Origin of the sequence: Micromonospora sp. WMMD956, assembly GCF_029626125.1 — a bacterium.
In the GTDB taxonomy this organism is placed as follows: Bacteria; Actinomycetota; Actinomycetes; order Mycobacteriales; family Micromonosporaceae; genus Micromonospora; species Micromonospora carbonacea.
Genome location: NZ_JARUBI010000005.1, coordinates 2,516,429 through 2,533,601 on the forward strand (window position 1 = coordinate 2,516,429; position 17,173 = coordinate 2,533,601).

The 17,173-nt window shown below is 73.3% G+C and carries 17 protein-coding genes and 2 pseudogenes; 13 read left to right on the forward strand and 6 right to left on the reverse strand.

Annotated features, from left to right (window positions below; genetic code table 11):
- Nucleotides 1-175 precede the first annotated feature (175 nt).
- Nucleotides 176-976, forward strand: a complete 801-nt coding sequence (locus O7628_RS11595) for a glucose 1-dehydrogenase (RefSeq protein WP_278130281.1) — start codon at nucleotides 176-178, stop codon at nucleotides 974-976.
- Complete coding sequence (locus tag O7628_RS11600) at nucleotides 951-1,490, forward strand: cupin domain-containing protein (RefSeq protein ID WP_278130282.1); 540 nt, start codon at nucleotides 951-953, stop codon at nucleotides 1,488-1,490. The genes O7628_RS11595 and O7628_RS11600 overlap by 26 nt, the downstream gene beginning before the upstream one ends.
- A gap of 148 nt (nucleotides 1,491-1,638) precedes the next feature.
- Here O7628_RS11600 and map read toward each other — a convergent pair whose 3' ends face one another.
- A complete protein-coding gene (map, locus tag O7628_RS11605; RefSeq protein ID WP_278130284.1) occupies nucleotides 1,639-2,421 on the reverse strand; it encodes a type I methionyl aminopeptidase in 783 nt (260 codons plus the stop codon).
- Between the two features lie 66 nt (nucleotides 2,422-2,487).
- Here map and O7628_RS11610 point away from each other — a divergent pair.
- Nucleotides 2,488-2,709, forward strand: a pseudogene (locus tag O7628_RS11610) (helix-turn-helix transcriptional regulator); the annotation flags it as partial.
- A 163-nt stretch (nucleotides 2,710-2,872) separates the two neighbouring features.
- Here the strand turns inward: O7628_RS11610 and O7628_RS11615 are convergent.
- A complete protein-coding gene (locus tag O7628_RS11615; RefSeq protein ID WP_278130286.1) occupies nucleotides 2,873-4,126 on the reverse strand; it encodes a glycosyltransferase family 4 protein in 1,254 nt (417 codons plus the stop codon).
- 24 nt (nucleotides 4,127-4,150) lie between these two features.
- Between O7628_RS11615 and O7628_RS11620 the strand changes: the two genes are divergently transcribed.
- From O7628_RS11620 to O7628_RS11655, 8 genes are all read left to right on the forward strand, one after another.
- Entirely contained in the window at nucleotides 4,151-5,011 is an 861-nt protein-coding gene (locus O7628_RS11620) for a DNA-formamidopyrimidine glycosylase family protein (protein ID WP_278130288.1), read from the forward strand.
- Nucleotides 5,012-5,277: 266 nt separating this feature from the next.
- Nucleotides 5,278-6,849, forward strand: coding sequence for a sugar transferase (locus tag O7628_RS11625; RefSeq protein WP_278136287.1), 1,572 nt, complete (start codon nucleotides 5,278-5,280; stop codon nucleotides 6,847-6,849).
- Between the two features lie 43 nt (nucleotides 6,850-6,892).
- Nucleotides 6,893-8,116, forward strand: a complete 1,224-nt coding sequence (locus O7628_RS11630) for a histidine kinase (RefSeq protein WP_278130290.1) — start codon at nucleotides 6,893-6,895, stop codon at nucleotides 8,114-8,116.
- Nucleotides 8,113-8,874, forward strand: a complete 762-nt coding sequence (locus tag O7628_RS11635; RefSeq protein WP_074478051.1) for a LytTR family DNA-binding domain-containing protein — start codon at nucleotides 8,113-8,115, stop codon at nucleotides 8,872-8,874. The genes O7628_RS11630 and O7628_RS11635 overlap by 4 nt, the downstream gene beginning before the upstream one ends.
- Before the next feature lie 118 nt (nucleotides 8,875-8,992).
- Nucleotides 8,993-9,274 (forward strand): hypothetical protein, encoded by a 282-nt coding sequence (locus tag O7628_RS11640; protein WP_074478053.1) that lies wholly within the window; start codon nucleotides 8,993-8,995, stop codon nucleotides 9,272-9,274.
- Nucleotides 9,271-9,627, forward strand: a complete 357-nt coding sequence (locus tag O7628_RS11645; protein WP_278130293.1) for a ribbon-helix-helix protein, CopG family — start codon at nucleotides 9,271-9,273, stop codon at nucleotides 9,625-9,627. The genes O7628_RS11640 and O7628_RS11645 overlap by 4 nt, the downstream gene beginning before the upstream one ends.
- A 201-nt stretch (nucleotides 9,628-9,828) precedes the next feature.
- A complete protein-coding gene (locus O7628_RS11650; RefSeq protein ID WP_043963597.1) occupies nucleotides 9,829-10,179 on the forward strand; it encodes a hypothetical protein in 351 nt (116 codons plus the stop codon).
- A 1-nt stretch (nucleotide 10,180) separates the two neighbouring features.
- A complete protein-coding gene (locus O7628_RS11655) occupies nucleotides 10,181-11,839 on the forward strand; it encodes a cation acetate symporter (RefSeq protein WP_278130295.1) in 1,659 nt (552 codons plus the stop codon).
- A 101-nt stretch (nucleotides 11,840-11,940) separates the two neighbouring features.
- Here the strand turns inward: O7628_RS11655 and O7628_RS11660 are convergent, their stop codons facing one another.
- Together O7628_RS11660 and O7628_RS11665 are read right to left on the reverse strand one after the other, a co-directional pair.
- On the reverse strand, nucleotides 11,941-12,759 hold the full coding sequence (locus tag O7628_RS11660; RefSeq protein WP_278130296.1) for a class I SAM-dependent methyltransferase: 819 nt from the start codon (nucleotides 12,757-12,759) through the stop codon (nucleotides 11,941-11,943).
- A 15-nt stretch (nucleotides 12,760-12,774) separates the two neighbouring features.
- A complete protein-coding gene (locus O7628_RS11665) occupies nucleotides 12,775-13,176 on the reverse strand; it encodes a RidA family protein (RefSeq protein ID WP_278130298.1) in 402 nt (133 codons plus the stop codon).
- A gap of 179 nt (nucleotides 13,177-13,355) precedes the next feature.
- Between O7628_RS11665 and O7628_RS11670 the strand changes: the two genes are divergently transcribed.
- Together O7628_RS11670 and O7628_RS11675 are read left to right on the forward strand one after the other, a co-directional pair.
- On the forward strand, nucleotides 13,356-14,210 hold the full coding sequence (locus O7628_RS11670) for an NAD(P)-dependent oxidoreductase (RefSeq protein WP_278130300.1): 855 nt from the start codon (nucleotides 13,356-13,358) through the stop codon (nucleotides 14,208-14,210).
- 67 nt (nucleotides 14,211-14,277) lie between these two features.
- Nucleotides 14,278-15,231 carry a 3-oxoacyl-[acyl-carrier-protein] synthase III C-terminal domain-containing protein gene (locus O7628_RS11675; protein ID WP_278130301.1) on the forward strand — a complete coding sequence of 318 codons (954 nt, stop codon included), beginning with the start codon at nucleotides 14,278-14,280 and terminating at the stop codon, nucleotides 15,229-15,231.
- A 497-nt stretch (nucleotides 15,232-15,728) separates the two neighbouring features.
- On the opposite strand, the pseudogene O7628_RS11680 reads toward O7628_RS11675, so the two are convergent.
- Nucleotides 15,729-16,115 (reverse strand): annotated as a pseudogene (locus O7628_RS11680) (helix-turn-helix domain-containing protein); the annotation flags it as partial.
- A gap of 5 nt (nucleotides 16,116-16,120) precedes the next feature.
- Nucleotides 16,121-17,173 (reverse strand): MupA/Atu3671 family FMN-dependent luciferase-like monooxygenase, encoded by a 1,053-nt coding sequence (locus O7628_RS11685; protein ID WP_278130303.1) that lies wholly within the window; start codon nucleotides 17,171-17,173, stop codon nucleotides 16,121-16,123.

Consider the following 17,173-nt stretch of genomic DNA (forward strand, 5'->3'; position numbering starts at 1 on the left):
CGCTCCTCACCCGTCGATTCACCCGTCGATTCACGCGTCGACCTACGCGTCGATCCCACAGCCAGTGTTGCACGCCGTTCATTGAACACTGTTCAGTGATTCCAATCTCATTGACCAGCGTTCAACGAAGTTCGTACGGTGAGCCGAGCGGAACCCAGCACAAGGGAGGCACGGCATGTCAGGGGAGTTGGCCGGGCGAACGGCGATCGTCACCGGCGGGGCACAGGGAATCGGTGCGGGGGTGGCACGGGCGCTGCACGCCGCAGGCGCGACAGTGGTGATCGCCGACGTCCACGTCGCCGAGGGAGGCGAGCTCGCAACGGCCCTCGGCGAGCGGGCACGGTTCGTGGAGCTGGACGTGCGGGACGCCGGAGCCTGGTCGCGGGTCGTGGCCCAGGCGCAGCGCGCGTACGGGCGGGTGGACGTGCTCGTCAACAACGCGGGCGTCGCCGCCATCGCGCCGTTCGCGGAGCAGAGCGAGGAGGCGTTCCGGCGGGTGCTGGACGTGAACGTGATGGGGCTGTTCCACGGCATCGCCGCCGTCGCGCCCGCGATGCGGCAGGTCGGCGGAGGTTCGATCATCAACGTCGGCTCGATCGGCGCGTTCCGCGCCTACCCGCTGATGACCGGTTACATCACGAGCAAGTGGGCGGTCCGCGGGCTCACCAGGGCCGCCGCCCTGGAGCTCGGCGCGGACGGCATCCGGGTCAACGCCGTCCACCCCGGGCAGACCGAGACGCCGTTGACCGACGGCGCCGACTTCGACACCGCCCACGTCGCCCTCAAGCGCGTCGGGCAGCCGGCCGACATCGCCGGCGCCGTGCTCTTCCTCGCCGGCGACGGTTCCCGATTCGTCACCGGGGCGGACCTGGTCGTCGACGGTGGCGACCTCGCCGGTGCGGCGAACTGGGCCTCGGTGCCCGACCAGAACGGAAGGCAGGGTGATCGGCATGAATCCGCTCAACTCGCGGCCTGACCGGAGTGACCCGATCTGGACCGCCGCCAACGGCTTCGTGGTACGCGACACCGAAGGCGCGGTCAAGCTGCTCAACGGCGGGCAGGAGATCATGCGCGTCAAGGTCACGGGGAGCCGGACCGATGGCCGGTTGAGCCTGATGGAAGGCCGGATCGCGCCCGGGTTCGGCAACCTTCCGCACGCTCACGGAGCCGAGGACGAGGCCTTCTACGTGGTGTCCGGCGAGTTCCGGTTCATCAACGGCGACCGCACCTTCACCGCCGGTCCGGGCGACTTCGTCTACATCCCGCGTGGCACCCGTCACGGGTTCAGGAACCTCGGCACGGAGGAGGCCAAGCTGCTGGTCTTCTACACCCCGGCGGGGGCCGAGGAGTTCTTTCTCCAGCACGGCGAGGATCCCGACCCGTCCGGCAAGCTGCCGCCCGCGTGGACGGCGGAGAAGTTCGCCGCGCTGGGAGAGTCGCTCGACGCCCACCAGATGATCCTGCTGTCCGACGGCGACGACTGGGCCTGAGCCGCTGCCCGATCCGGACACGAGTCGCGCAAAGCCCGCCGAGCAGGCTGAACGGGCCGATGCCCGGACCATCCGGTCCGGGCATCGGCTGGACCGGAGCAGGGCAGGTCGACTGTTCGGGAGGGTTTGACGGACCGGGGCTGCGACCTCACGGGTGCGGCTGCCTCGGGAGGGTGAGGATCTCGGTGCCGTCGTCGGTGATGGCGATCGTGTGCTCGCTGTGTGCCGTGCGGCAGCCCGTCTTGCTGCGCAGCGTCCAGCCGTCCTCGTCGGTGACCAGCTCGGCGGTGTCCGCCATGATCCATGGCTCCAGGGCCAGCAGCAGCCCGGGGCGCAGCTTGTAGCCCCGGCCGGGCCGCCCGGTGTTGGACACGTGCGGGTCCTGGTGCATCGTCGACCCGACGCCGTGCCCGCCGAACTGCGTGTTGACCTGGTAGCCCGCATCTTGCAGAACCGTGCCGATCGCGTGCGAGATGTCGCCGATGCGTGCCCCGGGCCCGGCGGCGGCGATGCCGGCGGCGAGCGCGCGTTCGGTCGCGGCGATCAGCTCCAGGCTCTGCGCGGGCTTCGAGTCGCCGACGATGAAGCTAATGGCGGAGTCGGCGACGACGCCGCCCACGGAGACGGCGAGGTCGAGGGAGAGCAGGTCGCCGTCGGCGAGCGCGTAGTCGTGGGGCAGCCCGTGCAGCACGGCGTCGTTGACGGAGGTGCAGATGTAGTGGCCGAAGGGCCCGCGCCCGAAGGACGGCGCGTAGTCGACGTAGCAGGACGACGCACCGGCGTCGACGATCATGGCCTGGGCCCACCGGTCGATGTCGAGGAGGTTGGTGCCCACCTCGCAGCGGCCCCGCAGCGTCTGGAGGATGTCGGCGACCAGGGCGCCGGCCTCCCGCGCACGGGGCAGTTGGGTGGGGCTCAGGATCTCGATCATGCGGCGCCTTCCTCGTGCCACCAATAACTATCCCGGCCATACTATCCCGGTACTAGAATCGGCCGCATGGTCAGGTTGCCGCTCACCCCCGAGGAGGTCGAGCGCGGGCAGCGCCTCGGCGCGCTGTTGCGCCACGCCCGGGGGGACCGCCCGATGCTCCAGACCGCGCTCGACGCCCGCGTCTCGCCGGAGACCCTCCGCAAGATCGAGTCGGGTCGCGTGGCTACCCCCGCCTTCCCGACCATCGCGGCCATCGCCGACGTCCTCGGCCTCTCCCTCGACGCGCTGTGGGCCGAGATCAACAGGGTCGAGGCCAACCAGGCAGAAATCAACCGGGCAGGGATCAACCAGGCCGAGACCGACAGGCCCGTGCGCGCCGTCGAGCCGACCGGCCCCCGCCGCCACGCGCCCGAGCGGCTCGCCTCGTAGCAGCCGGAAGGCCCGGGAGGGCTCAGCGCGCCAGCGAGGCGTACACGTCGATCAGGCGCTTGGTGACCACGTCGGGGTGGAACGTGCGCTCGTAGCGCAGCCGCGCCGGGGCGGCCAGCGCCGCCGCGCCCGCGCGGGCGACCGGCAGCGCGGCGGCCAGCGCGGCCGGCTCCGGGGCCACCACCCAGCCCGTCTCGCCCTCCTGCACGCCGTGCGGCAGCGGGACGCGGCCCACCCCGGGGGCGGCCGTGGCGACGGCGGCCGGGCCGGTGCCGGCGGGCTCGCGGGGGGCGTCCGCGCCGACGAGGTACGGGATGCCGCCGAGGGCGGTGCCGAGCACCGGCCGCCCGCTGGCCAGCGCCTCGATGATCACCGTGGGCAGCACGTCGTGCCAGGTGGACGCGGCGATGATCACCGCGCTGGCCTCGATGGCGGCGCGCACCCCGGCGCGGTCCAGCGGCCCGAGATAGGTCACGTCGGCGCGCTCGGCGGCGGCGGCCTCGGCCAGGTGACGCAGCTCGCCGTCCCCGGCGATGCGCAGCGGGCCGAGGGAGCCGTCCGGGTGCCGCCGCCAGGCGTCCAGCAGCAGCCCCAGGCCCTTCTCCGGCGACAGCCGCGCCATGTAGAGGAAGCCGTCGCCCAGCGGCGCGGGCGTGCCCGGGTCGGGAATGCCGTTCGGCTTCACCACGATCCGGTCCGCGGGCACCCCGTAGTCGCGCAGGTGGTCGCCGACGGCGCTGGTCAGGGCGATGAAGCGGTCCACCGAGTGCCAGGTGCCCCGGTGCACGGCCAGGGTCGTGGCCATCAGCGCGCTCTGCGCCCGCGACCCCCGGTAACAGCGGTGCACGATCGCCGGCACGCCCAGCGCCCGGCCCCGGCAGTCCTGGCAGATCACCCCGTCGCGGAAGTAGAGCCCGGAGGAGCAGACCTGCCGGTAGTTGTGCACCGTCTGCACCACCGGCACATCGTGCTTGTGCGCGGTCCGCACCACCCAGGGCGAGAGCAGGGGGTACGGGTTGTGCAGGTGCAGCACGTCCGGCCGGTGCTCGGTGATCAGCCGGCTCAGCTCCTGCTGGGCGCGGGGGGCGTAGATCGGTGAGATCGGCAGCAGCGCCTTCGCCGTCTTCGGCAGGCTCGGGATCTCGTCGGAGCTGCGCAGGAACGGCAGCACCTCCACCCCGGCCGCGCGAAGCTGGGCGATCTCCGCGTCGACGATGGTGTTCTCGCCGGACGGCTGGGCTTCCCGGTACCGGTTGTGCGCCACCACGATTCTCACGGGTACGAAGGCTACCGTTGCAGCATGCCCGAACTTCCCGAGGTGGAAGCGCTCGCCGGCTACCTGCGGGAGCGCGCCGTGTCCCGGCGCGTCGACCGGGTCGAGGTCGCCGCGATCAGCGCCCTGAAGACGTACGACCCGACGCCCGCCGCCGTGTCGGGGCGCGCCGTGACCGACGCGCGGCGGCACGGCAAGTTCCTCGACGTCGCCTTCGAGGGCGGCCTGCACCTGGTGGTGCACCTGGCGCGGGCCGGCTGGCTGCACTACCGGGAGTCGTTCCCGTCCGGCGCGCCACTGCGCCCCGGCAAGGGGCCGATCGCCCTGCGGGTGCGGCTCGACGACGGCTCCGGCTTCGACCTGACCGAGGCGGGCACCCAGAAGAAGCTGGCCGCCTACCTGGTGGCCGACCCGGCGACGGTGCCGGGGGTGGCGAAGCTAGGCCCCGACGCGCTCGCCGCCGACCTGCCCACGTTCGCCGCGCGCATCCGCAGCCGGCGGGGCCAGGTCAAGGGGGTGCTGACGGACCAGTCGGTGCTGGCCGGGGTGGGCAACGCGTACTCCGACGAGATCCTGCACGCGGCGAAGCTGTCGCCGTTCGCGCTGACCGACCGGCTCACCGACGAGCAGGTCGCCGCCCTGCACGCGGCGACCGGGCGGGTGCTGGGCGACGCGGTGTCCCGGTCGCTGGGGCACCGGGCGGCGGAGCTGAAGGGCGAGAAGCGCTCGGGGCTGGCCGTGCACGCCCGCACCGGCCTGCCCTGCCCCGTCTGCGGCGACACGGTGCGGGAGGTCAGCTTCGCCGATTCGAGCCTGCAATATTGCCCGACCTGCCAGACCGGCGGGAAGCCGCTCGCTGACCGACGGTTGTCACGCATCGTACGGTGAGTAACGACACTGGGGGGTTACGGAGGGGAATCGCCTCGGGAGCGCCGATGCTCCCGGTCCGCGCCTCTACCCGGCCCGTCATCCATCGGTATAGTGGCCCGGTCCCCGGCTTTTCGCACCTGAGGTGGAGCCGGCCGGATCCCACGCGGCGCACTGTGCGCGAAGTCCCTCGGGTCGACGTCCGGTGCGGGCCCCGCGTGGGAAACTGAACGGTGGGCGACCCGGGCCCTCACTACGAGTGAGCGGCGCGCGTCATGCGGGAGGACATGGGTGAGGTGACGACTAGCCTCCAGCGCCCGGTAACCAACACAGGCCGGAGCCAACTCGTGCGGCACGTCGACAGCTTCGAGATCCAGCCGCCGACACCGCCGTCCCACAACGGTGTCCCCCGGTCGGCGTGGGCGCGGGCCCGCCGACGCGTCTCCCGCTGGCACCGCCCCTACACGGCCACCCTGCTGCTGGTCGACTTCCTCGCCGTGGTGCTGGCCGACTGGATCGCCCAGGAGGCGTTCGGGCAGGCCCGGGCCGGCTTCTACAACGCCCAGGCGGACCCGACCTGGTTCTACACGGTCGCGTTCCTGCTGCTGCCGCTCGGCTGGCTGGTCATCCTCTGGGGCAACCGGGCCTACGACCGGCGCTACATGGGGCTCGGGCCCGACGAGTTCAAGCGGGTGATCCGCGCCGGGGTGGCGGTGGCCGCCACCGTCTCGTTCATCGCCTTCGCCACCAAGACCGACCTGTCGCGGTGGTCGGTCGGTTTCGCGCTGCTCGGGGCGTTGGTGCTGATCCTGCTGGGCCGCATCCTCGCCCGGTTCACCCTGCACGCGGTGCGCCGCCGGGTCGGCCAGGCCGGGCACCGGATGGTGCTGGTCGGCACCCTGCCGGAGTGCCTGGAGGTCTACACCGCGGTCACCCGCAACCCGAGCGCCGGGCTGGTCCCGGTGGCCATCCACATCACCGACGGCTACGCGGCGGCCCGGGGCATCCAGACCCCCGTCCCGGTCTACGCGGGCCGCGACGTCCTCGCCCTGGTGCGGGAGGTCGGCGGCGACACGATCGCGGTCTGCGGCTCCGCCAGCGCCGAGCCGGGCGAGCTGCGCCGGCTGGCCTGGCAGCTCGAAGGCTCCGGCGTGGACCTGGTGGTGGCCCCGCAGCTCACCGACATCGCCGGCCCCCGGGTGCACATCCGCCCCATCGAGGGGCTGCCCCTGCTGCACGTCGAGGAGCCGACCCTGTCGGGCCCGGCGCTGCTGGCCAAGAACCTGATGGACCGGGTCGCCGCCGGCCTCGGCCTGCTGCTGCTCGTCCCGGTGTTCGCGGCGATCGGGGTGGCGATCCGGCTCTCCGACCCCGGCCCGGTCTTCTTCCGTCAGCCCCGGGTCGGCCACGAGGGCCGCACGTTCCGGGTGTGGAAGTTCCGCACCATGTACGTCGACGCCGAGGACCGCCTCGCCGGCCTCGTCGACCAGAACGAGACCGACGGCATGCTGTTCAAGATGAAGCACGACCCCCGGGTCTTCCCGGTGGGCCGCTTCCTGCGGGCCTCCTCGCTCGACGAGCTGCCCCAGTTGATCAACGTGCTGTGGGGCGAGATGTCGCTGGTGGGGCCGCGTCCGCTGCCCGCCGACGACGGCGACTTCCTCGGCGACGTGCGCCGCCGGCTGCTGGTGCGGCCCGGCATGACGGGGCTGTGGCAGGTCTCCGGCCGCTCCGACCTGTCCTGGGACGAGGCCGTCCGGCTCGACCTCTACTACGTCGACAACTGGTCTTTGGCCTACGACCTGAGCATCCTGTGGCGCACCGTGGGCGTGGTGCTGGCCCGCAAGGGCGCATACTGACGCGGGGCTGGCGCGGGGCAGCGCCAGCCGTCAGGATCGCGGGGTGGCTGGCAACGTCTCCGCCGTGCTCGGCGTCGTCTCCCTCGGCACCGCGCTGGGCGCCGCCCTCTACGCGGTGGTGCGGCTGCGCGCCCGCCGGGGCATCGCCACGGCCACCCAGCGCGCCACGTACGAGGTGCTGCACACCGCCGGGCTGGCCGCCGAGCCGCTGCGCACGGGCCTGAGCGCGGCGGGCGCGGCGAAGGCCGTACGCCACCTGCGGGCCCTCGTGGGCGCGGCCGGGCTGGCCCTGACGGACCGGGACGCGCTGCTCGCCCTCGACGGGCGCGGCACGCACCACGCCGACCAGCTCGTCGCGGCGGCCCGGCGGGCGGCCGACGGCGGGCGGTCGACGGTGCTGGGGGAGGCGGAGCTGCACTGCGACCGGGTCGACTGCCCGGTGCGGGGCGCGGTGGTCGCGCCGCTGCGCGCCGACGGCCGGGTGGTCGGCGCGCTGATCGCCGTCGCCGACGACCAGCCCGCCCCGGGGCTGGTGCAGGCCACCCTGGAGACGGCGCACTGGGCCGGCAACCAGCTCGCCCTGGCCGAGCTGGACGCCTCCCGGGAGCGGCTGGCCCGCGCCGAGGTGCGCGCGCTGCGCGCCCAGATCAGCCCGCACTTCATCTACAACGCGCTGACCGCCATCGGCTCCTTCGTGCGCACCGACCCGGAGCGGGCCCGGGAACTGATCCTGGAGTTCGCCGAGTTCACCCGCTACTCCTTCCGGGCGCACGGCGAGTTCACCACCCTCGCGGAGGAGCTGCGCTCCATCGACCGCTACCTGACCATCGAGCGGGCCCGGTTCGGCGACCGGTTGCAGGTGCGGTTGCAGATCGCCCCGGAGGTGCTGCCGGTGACCCTGCCGTTCCTCTGCCTCCAGCCGTTGGTGGAGAACGCCGTCCGGCACGGGTTGTCCCGCAAGCCCGGCCCCGGCATGGTGAGCATCGAGGCCCGCGACGCGGGTGCCGAGTGCCACATCACGGTGGAGGACGACGGAGTGGGCATGGACCCGACGACACTGACCGCCGGCATCGCGGAGCTGGCCGGGGCCGGCAGCGACCCCACCGACGACCCGGGCCAGCACGTCGGCCTGTCGAACGTCGACGAGCGGCTCCGCTCGGCCTTCGGGGACCGGTTCGGCCTGGTCGTCGAGACCGGCCTCGGCTCCGGCACGAAGGTGAGCATGCGGGTGCCGAAGTTCCACCCCGGTGTGCGGGTCGCCTCGTGACCACCCCCGGCTTCCTGCGGGTGCTCGCCGTCGACGACGAGCCACCGGCGCTGGACGAGCTGGCGTACCACCTGCGGGCCGACCCGCGGGTGGCCCGGCTGCACACGGCGGGCGACGCCACCGAGGCGCTGCGGGTGCTCCGCGACGCCGACGTGGACGTGGTCTTCCTCGACATCCGGATGCCCGGCCTCGACGGCATGGAGCTGGCCCGGGTGCTGCGCCGGTTCGCCCGGCCCCCGGCGATCGTCTTCGTCACCGCGTACGACGACGGGGCCGTGGACGCCTTCGACCTGGGCGCGACCGACTACGTGCGCAAGCCGGTGCGGGCGGAGCGGCTGGCCGAGTCGCTGCGCCGGGTCATCGGCTCCCGGGTGGTCGCCACGCACCCGGCGGCGCTGGCCCGCGCCGAGGAGGACCCGACGATCCCGATCGAGCTGGCCGGGACGACCCGGATGCTGCCCCGGTCGGCGGTGCGCTGGGTGGAGGCGCAGGGCGACTACGCCCGGCTGCACACCGCTGACGGCTCGCACCTGGTGCGGGTGTCGCTGGCCACCCTCGCCGAGCGCTGGGCGGACGCCGGGTTCGTCCGCATCCACCGGTCGTACCTGGTGCAGCTCAAGCTCATCGCCGAGCTGCGGCTGGTCAACTCCGGCTACGTGGTGGTGGTCGACTCGACGGAGCTGCCGGTGAGCCGCCGGCACACCCGCGAGCTGAAGGACAAGCTGGTCCGCGCCGCCAAGCAGGACTGGAACCGCTGACGGGGCGGGTTGTCCACAGCGCTCGTCCACGGGTTATCCACGGAGTTATCCACAGGTGTGGAGAGTTCTCCACAGGTTGTGCACAGCACGACGTATTACGACGTGTTACGGTGGCGAGGTGCCGGATCGCGAGTACGTGTGGACCGACGAGGGCCTGGACAACGCTCGCCACAACGGCGTCGGCGTGGACGAGACGACCCAGGCCCTCTACGCCCCTCCCGGCCTGCGCTACGAACGCGCCATCGGGGACCTGCTGCTCATCGTCATGGGCCTGGCCGACAGCGGCCGCGTCGTCGCCGCGCTCTGTGACCGCATCGGCGCCACCCAGACATACAAGATCCTAGGGGCCCGTGCCCTCCGGGGCGCGGACCTCGACGAGTGGAGGAGGCGAGTCCTGTGACCGAGCCGGACTTCGACCGGATGACCAAGGACGAGGTCGTCGCATGGTTCCAGAGCACCGACAGCCTGGCACCGGTCATCCAGTCCATGACCGCAGCACCAGCGTCCGGCGTCGCACCTGCGACGCCCATGATGCTGGTCAGCACACGCCTGCCCGTCGCGCTCGTGGAACAACTCGACCGCCTCGCCGAGCACGCCGAGACCCGCCGATCCGACATCATCCGCGACGCCCTGACCAGCTACGTCACCTCCCGCACCGCGCCGGTCAGCCGCGACGAGGCCGAACACGCACTCGACGTGCTCCGTCGCATCGTCACCATCCGCACCACCGAGGGCCACGCCGACGCGGCGTGACCGCAGGCAGGGCCCTCGGGTCCCGACGTCCCGGGCATTGCCCGTCGGTCTTGACATTCCCACCGATCGGGCCAGACTGCCGGGGTGGCCGCACCCGACGACCCCGTACCGTCGCCCCGGGCGACCGCCCGGGACGAGGCACCGGGCGGCACCCCGGGCCAGGCGACAGGCGCAGCGCCGACCGCGCCCGGCCGGACCCGGATCGTGCTGGCCGAGGTGTCCCGCCGGGAACCCGACGCCGACCGGGCCCGCGCCGAGCTGGCCCAGCAGACCCGCGTCGGCGAGGCGCTGGTCCGGGGCCTGGTGCGGGCCCAGCTCGCCCTGGCGCTGCGGCTGAGCCTGGTGGTGCTGATCGGCCTGGGCGGCCTGCCCTGGCTGTTCGCCATCGCGCCCTCGGTCGGCCGGGTCACCGTGTTCGGGATCAACCTGCCGTGGCTGCTGCTGGGGCTGGTCTCCTTCCCGTTCCTCATCGCCGTCGGCTGGGCGTACGTGTGGCTCGCCGAACGCAACGAGCAGGACTTCACCGACCTGGTCCAGCGGCCGGAGCGCTGAGATGGGCAACGGGTACGTCGTCCCCGCGATCGTCGCGGTCACCCTGGTCACGGTCGGCATCGGCTTCTACGGGCTGCGGCTGGCCCGGACCACCTCCGACTTCCTCGTCGCCTCCCGCTCGGTCAGCCCGACCTGGAACGCCGCCGCGATCGGCGGGGAGTACCTGTCGGCGGCGAGTTTCCTGGGCGTGGCCGGGCTGATCCTCAAGTACGGCGTCGACGTGCTCTGGTACCCCGTCGGCTTCGCCGCCGGCTACCTGGCCCTGCTGCTGTTCGTGGCCGCCCCGCTGCGCCGCTCCGGGGCGTTCACCCTGCCGGACTTCTGCGAGGTGCGGCTCGGGTCGCGGCGGCTGCGTACGCTCGCCACCGCGTTCGTGATCTTCATCGGCTGGCTGTACCTGGTGCCGCAGCTCCAGGGGGCGGGGCTGACCCTGGCCACGCTGACCGGGGCGGCGTACCCGGTCGGGGCGCTCGTGGTGGCCGTGGTGGTCACCGCGAACGTGGCGCTGGGCGGGATGCGGGCCATCACCTTCGTCCAGGCGTTCCAGTACTGGTTGAAGCTGACCGCGCTCGCCGTACCCGCGATCTTCCTGGTGTTGCAGTGGCAGGCCGACGCCCGCCCGGCGGTGACCCCGCCCGACGGGCCGACGTTCCGCACCGCGACCACCGTCGTGGTCGAGCACCGCGCGACCCTCACCCTGCCCGACGGCGACATCCGCGAGGTACGCCCCGGCGACCGGCTCGACTTCGCCGCCGGCGACCCGGTGCCGCAGGTCTCCGGCACGGCCACCGACGCGGCGGACTGGCTGCTGCCCAGCACCGCCGGGGACGACGACCGGGGGCTGTTCGCCACCTACTCGCTGATCCTGGCCACGTTCCTGGGCACCATGGGGCTGCCGCACGTGCTGGTGCGGTTCTACACCAACCCCGACGGGGCGGCGGCCCGGCGCACCACGCTGGTGGTGCTGGCCCTGGTCGGCGTGTTCTACCTGCTGCCCACCCTGTACGGGGTGCTGGGCCGCATCTACACCCCGCAGTTGCTGGTGACCGGGCAGACCGACGCGGTGGTGGTGCTGCTGCCCGGCGCGGCGCTCGGCGACGGGTCGACCGGCCGGCTGCTCGCCGCGCTGGTCGCCGCCGGGGCGTTCGCCGCGTTCCTGTCGACGTCGTCCGGGCTGCTCACCAGCGTCGCCGGGGTGATCTCCACGGACGTGCTGGGGCGCGGCTCGGTGCGCGGCTTCCGGCTGGCCACGGTCATCGCGGGCGGGGTGCCGGCGGTGCTCGCGCTCAACGTCTCGGGGATGGACGTCTCCCAGGTCGTCGGGCTGGCCTTCGCGGTCGCCGCGTCCAGCTTCTGCCCGCTGCTGGTGCTCGGCATCTGGTGGCGGGGGCTGACCGACGTGGGGGCCGCCGCCGGGGTGCTGGCCGGCGGCGGGGCGGCGATCGGGGCGGTGCTGGTCACGGTGCTCGGCCCGCCGCTGTCCGGCTGGCCGGCGACGCTCACCACGCAGCCGGCGGCCTGGACGGTGCCGCTCGCGTTCACGGTGATGATCGCGGTGTCGGTGGCGTCCCGGCGGCGGCTGCCGGCCGACGTGGCCGGCACCATGCTGCGCCTGCACTCCCCCGAGGCGCTCCGCTCCGAAGGAAGGGCCCCTTCTTAACGCATACGGTAGAGAAGGGTTCCCTTCTCACCCGCCGAGGCGGGGCGGGCGCGGGCCGGGGGCGGTGGGGGTCGGCGGGGCGGGACCGGCGAGGAGGCGGGTCAGAAGAGGCGGGACTGTTGTTCGGCGGCCTCGCGCAGCGCCGCCGAGTATTTCACCGTGCCGCCGGAGGCGCCGTAGTCGAGGCGGCGGGCCCCGCTCGTGCGGCGGAGCATCGTCACGCTGTTCTGCGTCAACTTGTGCGGCTCCAGCAGATTGACCATCTCCAGTTCACCTGGATTGGACTGCTGGAACCGGCGCAGGTAGCGCAGAATCGCCTCACCCTCGGGATAGGTCATCAGGTAATGCATCAACAACACGCCGCCGTCGGGGTTGATGCGCTCCCAGAAGTGCTCGAAGAAATAGAGGCACTCCCAGGCGTCGACCCAGGCGAAGTCGATGACGTCGTAGTCGGCCGGCAGTTTGTCGCCGCACTCCCGCACATCGGAGTTGACCACGGTGACCAATTCGTCGACGGACAGCTCCCGGAGCACCTCCAGCACCCGGCCGGCGGACGAGAACGGATTGGACAGGTCGTCGACGGCGACCAGGCGGGGCTCGTAGGGCCGGAGGTGGAAGGCCGGCGCGGCCAGCGCCGGCTCCTCGTTGAGCCACTCGTCGTGCAGCCCGCCCGCGAGGTGCCGCCCGGTCTTCGCCGCGAGCGCGGGAGCCTCGGCGGCCACCTGCTCGCGCACGTCGGCGAGGGCCGCGACGAGGAACGGGGTGGTGTAGCCCATGCCCACCTCGAGCACCCGGGCCGGTCGCAGCAGGTGAACCAGGTTGACCAGCAGCGGGGCGACCACGTCGGTGCCCATCTCCGGCACCCGCAGGCCGGTGACGACGCGCTGGAACTCCGGGCTGACGGTGCGGTCCACGCGCATGGAGGCCCCCGCCGCTCAGCCGGCGGCGACGACGGCGGTGACCTCGATCTCGATCAGCGCGTCGTCGCGGAACAGCTTCGACACCTCGACCGTCGTGCTGGTCGGCAGGTCGCCGGTGAAGTACTTCCCGCGCACCGCCGCGTACTCCGCGCGGTGGGCCATGTCGGTGAGGTACGTCCGGATGTTGATCACGTCGGCGAAGGTCGCGCCGTGCGCGGCCAGCAACTGCCCGATGATCTCCAGGGTGCGCTCGGCCTGCGCCGTCATGTCGCCCGGCCCGACGATCTCGCGGTTGTCGTCGTCGAGGGCGACCTGACCCGAGAGGACGAGCAGCGTGGTGTCACCGAGGCGCACCTCGGCGACCTGGGAGTAGGGCCCCGCCGGGGCGGGCGCTCCGCTCGGGTTCACCAGTCTCATCTGCATTGTCTGCTACCTCGCACCGGGATCCGGAGAAACACCTTCGTCAACCTACGGACGCCGGGGACGTTACCACAATCAGCGGTGGACGCCATTCCCCCGACAGAACCGGTGAGTCACAAGTAGTCGCAATAATTGCGGCGTTGTCGCGTCGTCGGACCGACGGTTACACTTCCGCAATGCAGCTCCGAATCGCATTCCTCGGGCTCGGCCGGATGGGCCTGCCCATGGCGATCCGGCTGGCCCGCGCGGGTCACGACGTCGCCGTCTGGAACCGGACCGCCGGCCGGGCGGCGGAGGCCGTCGCCGCCGGTGCCCACGGTGCTGCCAGCGCCCAGGAGGCGGTCGCCGGGCGACCGCTCGTGATCACGATGCTCAGCGACCCCGACGCGGTGCTCGGCCTCCTCGACGGGCTCGTCCTCGACCCGGGCGCGACCCTGGTCGAGATGTCCACCATCGGGCCGGACGCGGTCGCCGAGCTGCGCAAGCGGCTGCCCGCGGAGGTGGCGTTGGTCGACGCCCCGGTGCTGGGCAGCGTTCCCCAGGCGGAGGGCGGCGCGCTGCACATCTTCGCCGGCGGGACGGCGGAGGACGTGGCCCGTTGCGCGCCGGCGCTGTCCGCGCTGGGCACCGTGGAACACGTCGGCCCCCTGGGCGACGGGGCCGCCGTCAAGCTCGTGGTCAACGTCGCCACCATCAACTCGGCCGTGCTCCTCGGCGAGGCGCTGGGCCTGGCGGGCCGGCTGGGCATCGCCCGGGAGGCCGCCTTCGACGCGCTCGGCCGCACCACGCTGGGCCCGATCGCCGGGGTGATGCGGCCCCGGGTGGCCGCCTCCCACCAGCCGACGCTCTTCTCGTTGGGGCACGCCGAGAAGGACCTGCGCCTGGCCGTGGCGGCCGGGGCCCGCCCCGACGGGGTGATCGTGGCCGCCCGGCGCGCCCTCGCCGAGGCACACGCCACCGGCCTCGGCGACGAGGACGTGAGCGCGATCGTCCGGGCCCTCGCCGACGGGGGCAGCAGCCAGTCGGGTTGAGGCCGGGGGGCCGCCCCGCGCGGCCGGGCCGAGGCCGGAGGAACGCGTCGAGCGGGAGGAGCGAGGCATGGCGGCGATCGTCGACTTCGAGGTGCGGCTGCCCTCCGGGCAGGCCGACGTGCGGGACATGCAGCAGGCTTCCGGGCTGGCGCTGGCCGAGATCCTGGAGATCACCCACACCGAGCGGTTCCCCGTCCTCGACGAGTACGAGACCGCGTGGGAGCTCGCCACCGAGGCCGCCGGCACGGTGCTCAAGCGCAGCGGCGTCTCGCCGGCCGACGTCGACCTGGTGCTCTACGCCGGCTCCGGCGAGTGGGACCGGCCGTTCTGGTCACCGGCGGCGAAGGTCGCCGCCGAACTGGGCATCGAGCGGGCGCACTGCTTCGAGGTGTCCAACTTCTGCAACGCGGCGATGACGGCGGTGCAGCTCGCCGCCGACAAGATCACCCTCGGTCGCGCCCGGCACGCCCTGGTCCTCGTCGGCGACCGGCTGAGCCAACTGGTCGACTACCACGACCCCGACTCGAAGATGCTGTTCAACTTCGGCGACGCCCCCGCCGCCGTTCTCGTCGGCCGCGACGGGCCGCTCGAACTGCTGCACTCGCAGATGCGCACCGAGCCGCAGTGGGCCGACTACTACTCCGGCGACATCGAGGACGACCGCATTCTCATGCGTCGGCGCGGGCACCGCCGAGGGCTCGGCGACGCGTACCTGCGCAACTTCGTGGAGCTGACCAACGACACGCTGTCGACCCTGGACCTGGCCCCCGCGGACGTGCGCTACTTCCTCATCAACCAGGGCGACCGCAACATGCACGAGCGGGTCCTCGGGGCGTTGGGCGTGCCGCCGGAGCGGTCCGTGTTCAACTACCACCGCTACGGGCACATGGGCGGCTCGGACCCGTTCCTCGCCCTCGCCGAGCTGATGGACGAGGGTCGGCTCTCCCCGGGGGACGTGGTGCTGGTCGCGAGCAGCGGGATGGGCTTCTCCTGGGGCGTGACCGCGCTGCGCCGCCGCTGAACGTCGGGGGCCAGCCGGCCCGCCCACCGGTCCAGCAGCCGCTGCCAGCTCCGGGCCACCGGCACCGGATGCAGGTGGAACCGGGGGTGCGCGCCGAGCCAGGCCCGCACCGCCGGGTGCCCGCGTGCCGTCCGCCCGATGCAGGCGACGTGCACCTCCCACTCGGGTGGCACGCGCGCGTCGAGCGCGGCGAGGAAGTCGAGCACCTCCCCGACGGCCCCGCCGGGCGAGACAGGGCCGGTCGGAGCGGGGTCAATCGGGGCCGGACCGGTCGGAGCGAGGCCGGGCGGAACGGGTCCGGTCTCGGCCACGGATCGGGGGCCGGCGGGCTGGCCCGGCCCGACCGGCTCCGTCGCCAGCGCCAGGATCCGGTCGCCCGCCGCGCTCCGCAGCCCGGCGACCAGGCGTACCGTCGCCGCGAAGCGCGGATCCTGGAACAGCCGCCAGGTGGCGACCTGGTGGGGTCGCAGGCCCGCCGCCCGCCAGAGCCGGGAGACCGCGGTCTGGTTGAGCCCCACCGCCGCCGCCATGGCGCGGGTCGACCAGAGCCCGGCCCCGGCCGGGGGCGCGGTCTGGAGCGTCCGGGCCAGCACGGCGTCGGCCTGCGCCGCCGTGATCCGCCGGCCGGCCCCCGAGCGCGGCCCGTCGAGCAGACCGGCGAGCCGCCGGTCGACGAAGCGGGCCCGCCACTTGCCCGCCGTGTGCGGCCCCACCTCCAGCTTCGTGGCGACGTCCCGGTTGGACAGCCCCTCAGCGCTGGCCAGCACGATCCGGGCCCGCAGGGCGAGGCGGCCACCGCCCGTCCACGCCGCCCACTCCTCCAGCGTGCGGCGCTCGCCCCCGGAGAGGACCAGCTCGGCCTTCGGTCGCCCCCGCGCGGCCATGCCGGTCAGCCGTCGGCGGACGCGAACCGCAGCCGCAGCTCGTTGAGCTGGTCCAGCCCGGCCAGCACCGTCTTGTCCGGCAGCCCGAAGTCGATCAGGCAGGCCACCTCGTCCACCCCGATCTCCCGCAGCCGGCCCGCCACGCCGTACGCCTTGTCGACGGTGCCCAGCAGGCCACCCTCGTCGAAGTAGCGCTGGAACGACCGCTCGACCAGGAAGTCCAGCTCCTCGGGGGGCAGCCGGGACGGGTCGATGCTGCGCTTGCCGTCCATCCGGGACCCGAGGATCAGGTGCAGCGAGCTGCGGATGTAGTCGCTCAACGCGGGGCGTACGAGGTCCCGCGTCTCGTCCTCGTCGTCGCCGAGGTGGGTGTGCACCATGAGGGCCACGTGCCCCGGCCAGCCGCCGGGCCGGGCCGCGGCGGCCTCCCGGTAGACCGCGATCTTCGCGGCCAGCTCGTCGAGGTCCTGGCCGAGCAGGTGGGTCAGCAGGCCCGCGCCGAGCTCGCCGGCGGTGCGGAAGGTCTCCACCGCGCCGCCGCTGGTCAGCCAGATGGGCAGCTCCGCCTGCACCGGCGGCGGGAAGACGCGTACCTGCCGGGTCTCCCCGACCCCGTCGGTGGCGGTGATCGACTCGCCCCGCCACAGCGCGCGGACCTGCTCGGCGTACTCGGCCAGGAGGGCGCGGCGGTCGGCGTACGTCTCCGGGCGGAGCACGAAGTCGGCGGCGTGCCAGCCGGAGGCGAGGGACACGCCGACCCGCCCGTTGGAGAGGTTGTCCACCATGGCCCACTCCTCCGCGATGCGCAGCGGGTGGTGCAGCGGCGCGACGACACTGCCCGCGCGGATCGCCACCCGGCTGGTCACCGCCGCGACCGCCGCGCTGGTGACCGACGGGTTCGGGTAGAGGCCGCCGAACGGGTGGAAGTGGCGCTCCGGCGTCCAGACGGCGGCGAAGTCGTTGGCGTCGGCGAACCGTGCGCCCTCCAGCAGCACGCGGTACCGGTCGTGCTGGCCGAGCCGGCTGTCGTTGGCGAAGTAGAAGAGGCTGAAGTCCAT

What these genes read in the sequence shown, in the direction of transcription:
- O7628_RS11595 (WP_278130281.1), top strand. Translation starts at nt 176, where the DNA reads ATGTCAGGGGAGTTGGCCGGGCGAACGGCGATCGTCACCGGCGGGGCA.
- O7628_RS11665 (WP_278130298.1), bottom strand. Translation starts at nt 13,176, where the DNA reads ATGAGACTGGTGAACCCGAGCGGAGCGCCCGCCCCGGCGGGGCCCTAC.
- O7628_RS11620 (WP_278130288.1), top strand. Translation starts at nt 4,151, where the DNA reads ATGCCCGAACTTCCCGAGGTGGAAGCGCTCGCCGGCTACCTGCGGGAG.
- O7628_RS11660 (WP_278130296.1), bottom strand. Translation starts at nt 12,759, where the DNA reads ATGCGCGTGGACCGCACCGTCAGCCCGGAGTTCCAGCGCGTCGTCACC.
- O7628_RS11670 (WP_278130300.1), top strand. Translation starts at nt 13,356, where the DNA reads ATGCAGCTCCGAATCGCATTCCTCGGGCTCGGCCGGATGGGCCTGCCC.
- O7628_RS11655 (WP_278130295.1), top strand. Translation starts at nt 10,181, where the DNA reads ATGGGCAACGGGTACGTCGTCCCCGCGATCGTCGCGGTCACCCTGGTC.
- O7628_RS11625 (WP_278136287.1), top strand. Translation starts at nt 5,278, where the DNA reads ATGGGTGAGGTGACGACTAGCCTCCAGCGCCCGGTAACCAACACAGGC.
- map (WP_278130284.1), bottom strand. Translation starts at nt 2,421, where the DNA reads ATGATCGAGATCCTGAGCCCCACCCAACTGCCCCGTGCGCGGGAGGCC.
- O7628_RS11685 (WP_278130303.1), bottom strand. Translation starts at nt 17,173, where the DNA reads ATGGACTTCAGCCTCTTCTACTTCGCCAACGACAGCCGGCTCGGCCAG.
- O7628_RS11600 (WP_278130282.1), top strand. Translation starts at nt 951, where the DNA reads ATGAATCCGCTCAACTCGCGGCCTGACCGGAGTGACCCGATCTGGACC.
- O7628_RS11675 (WP_278130301.1), top strand. Translation starts at nt 14,278, where the DNA reads ATGGCGGCGATCGTCGACTTCGAGGTGCGGCTGCCCTCCGGGCAGGCC.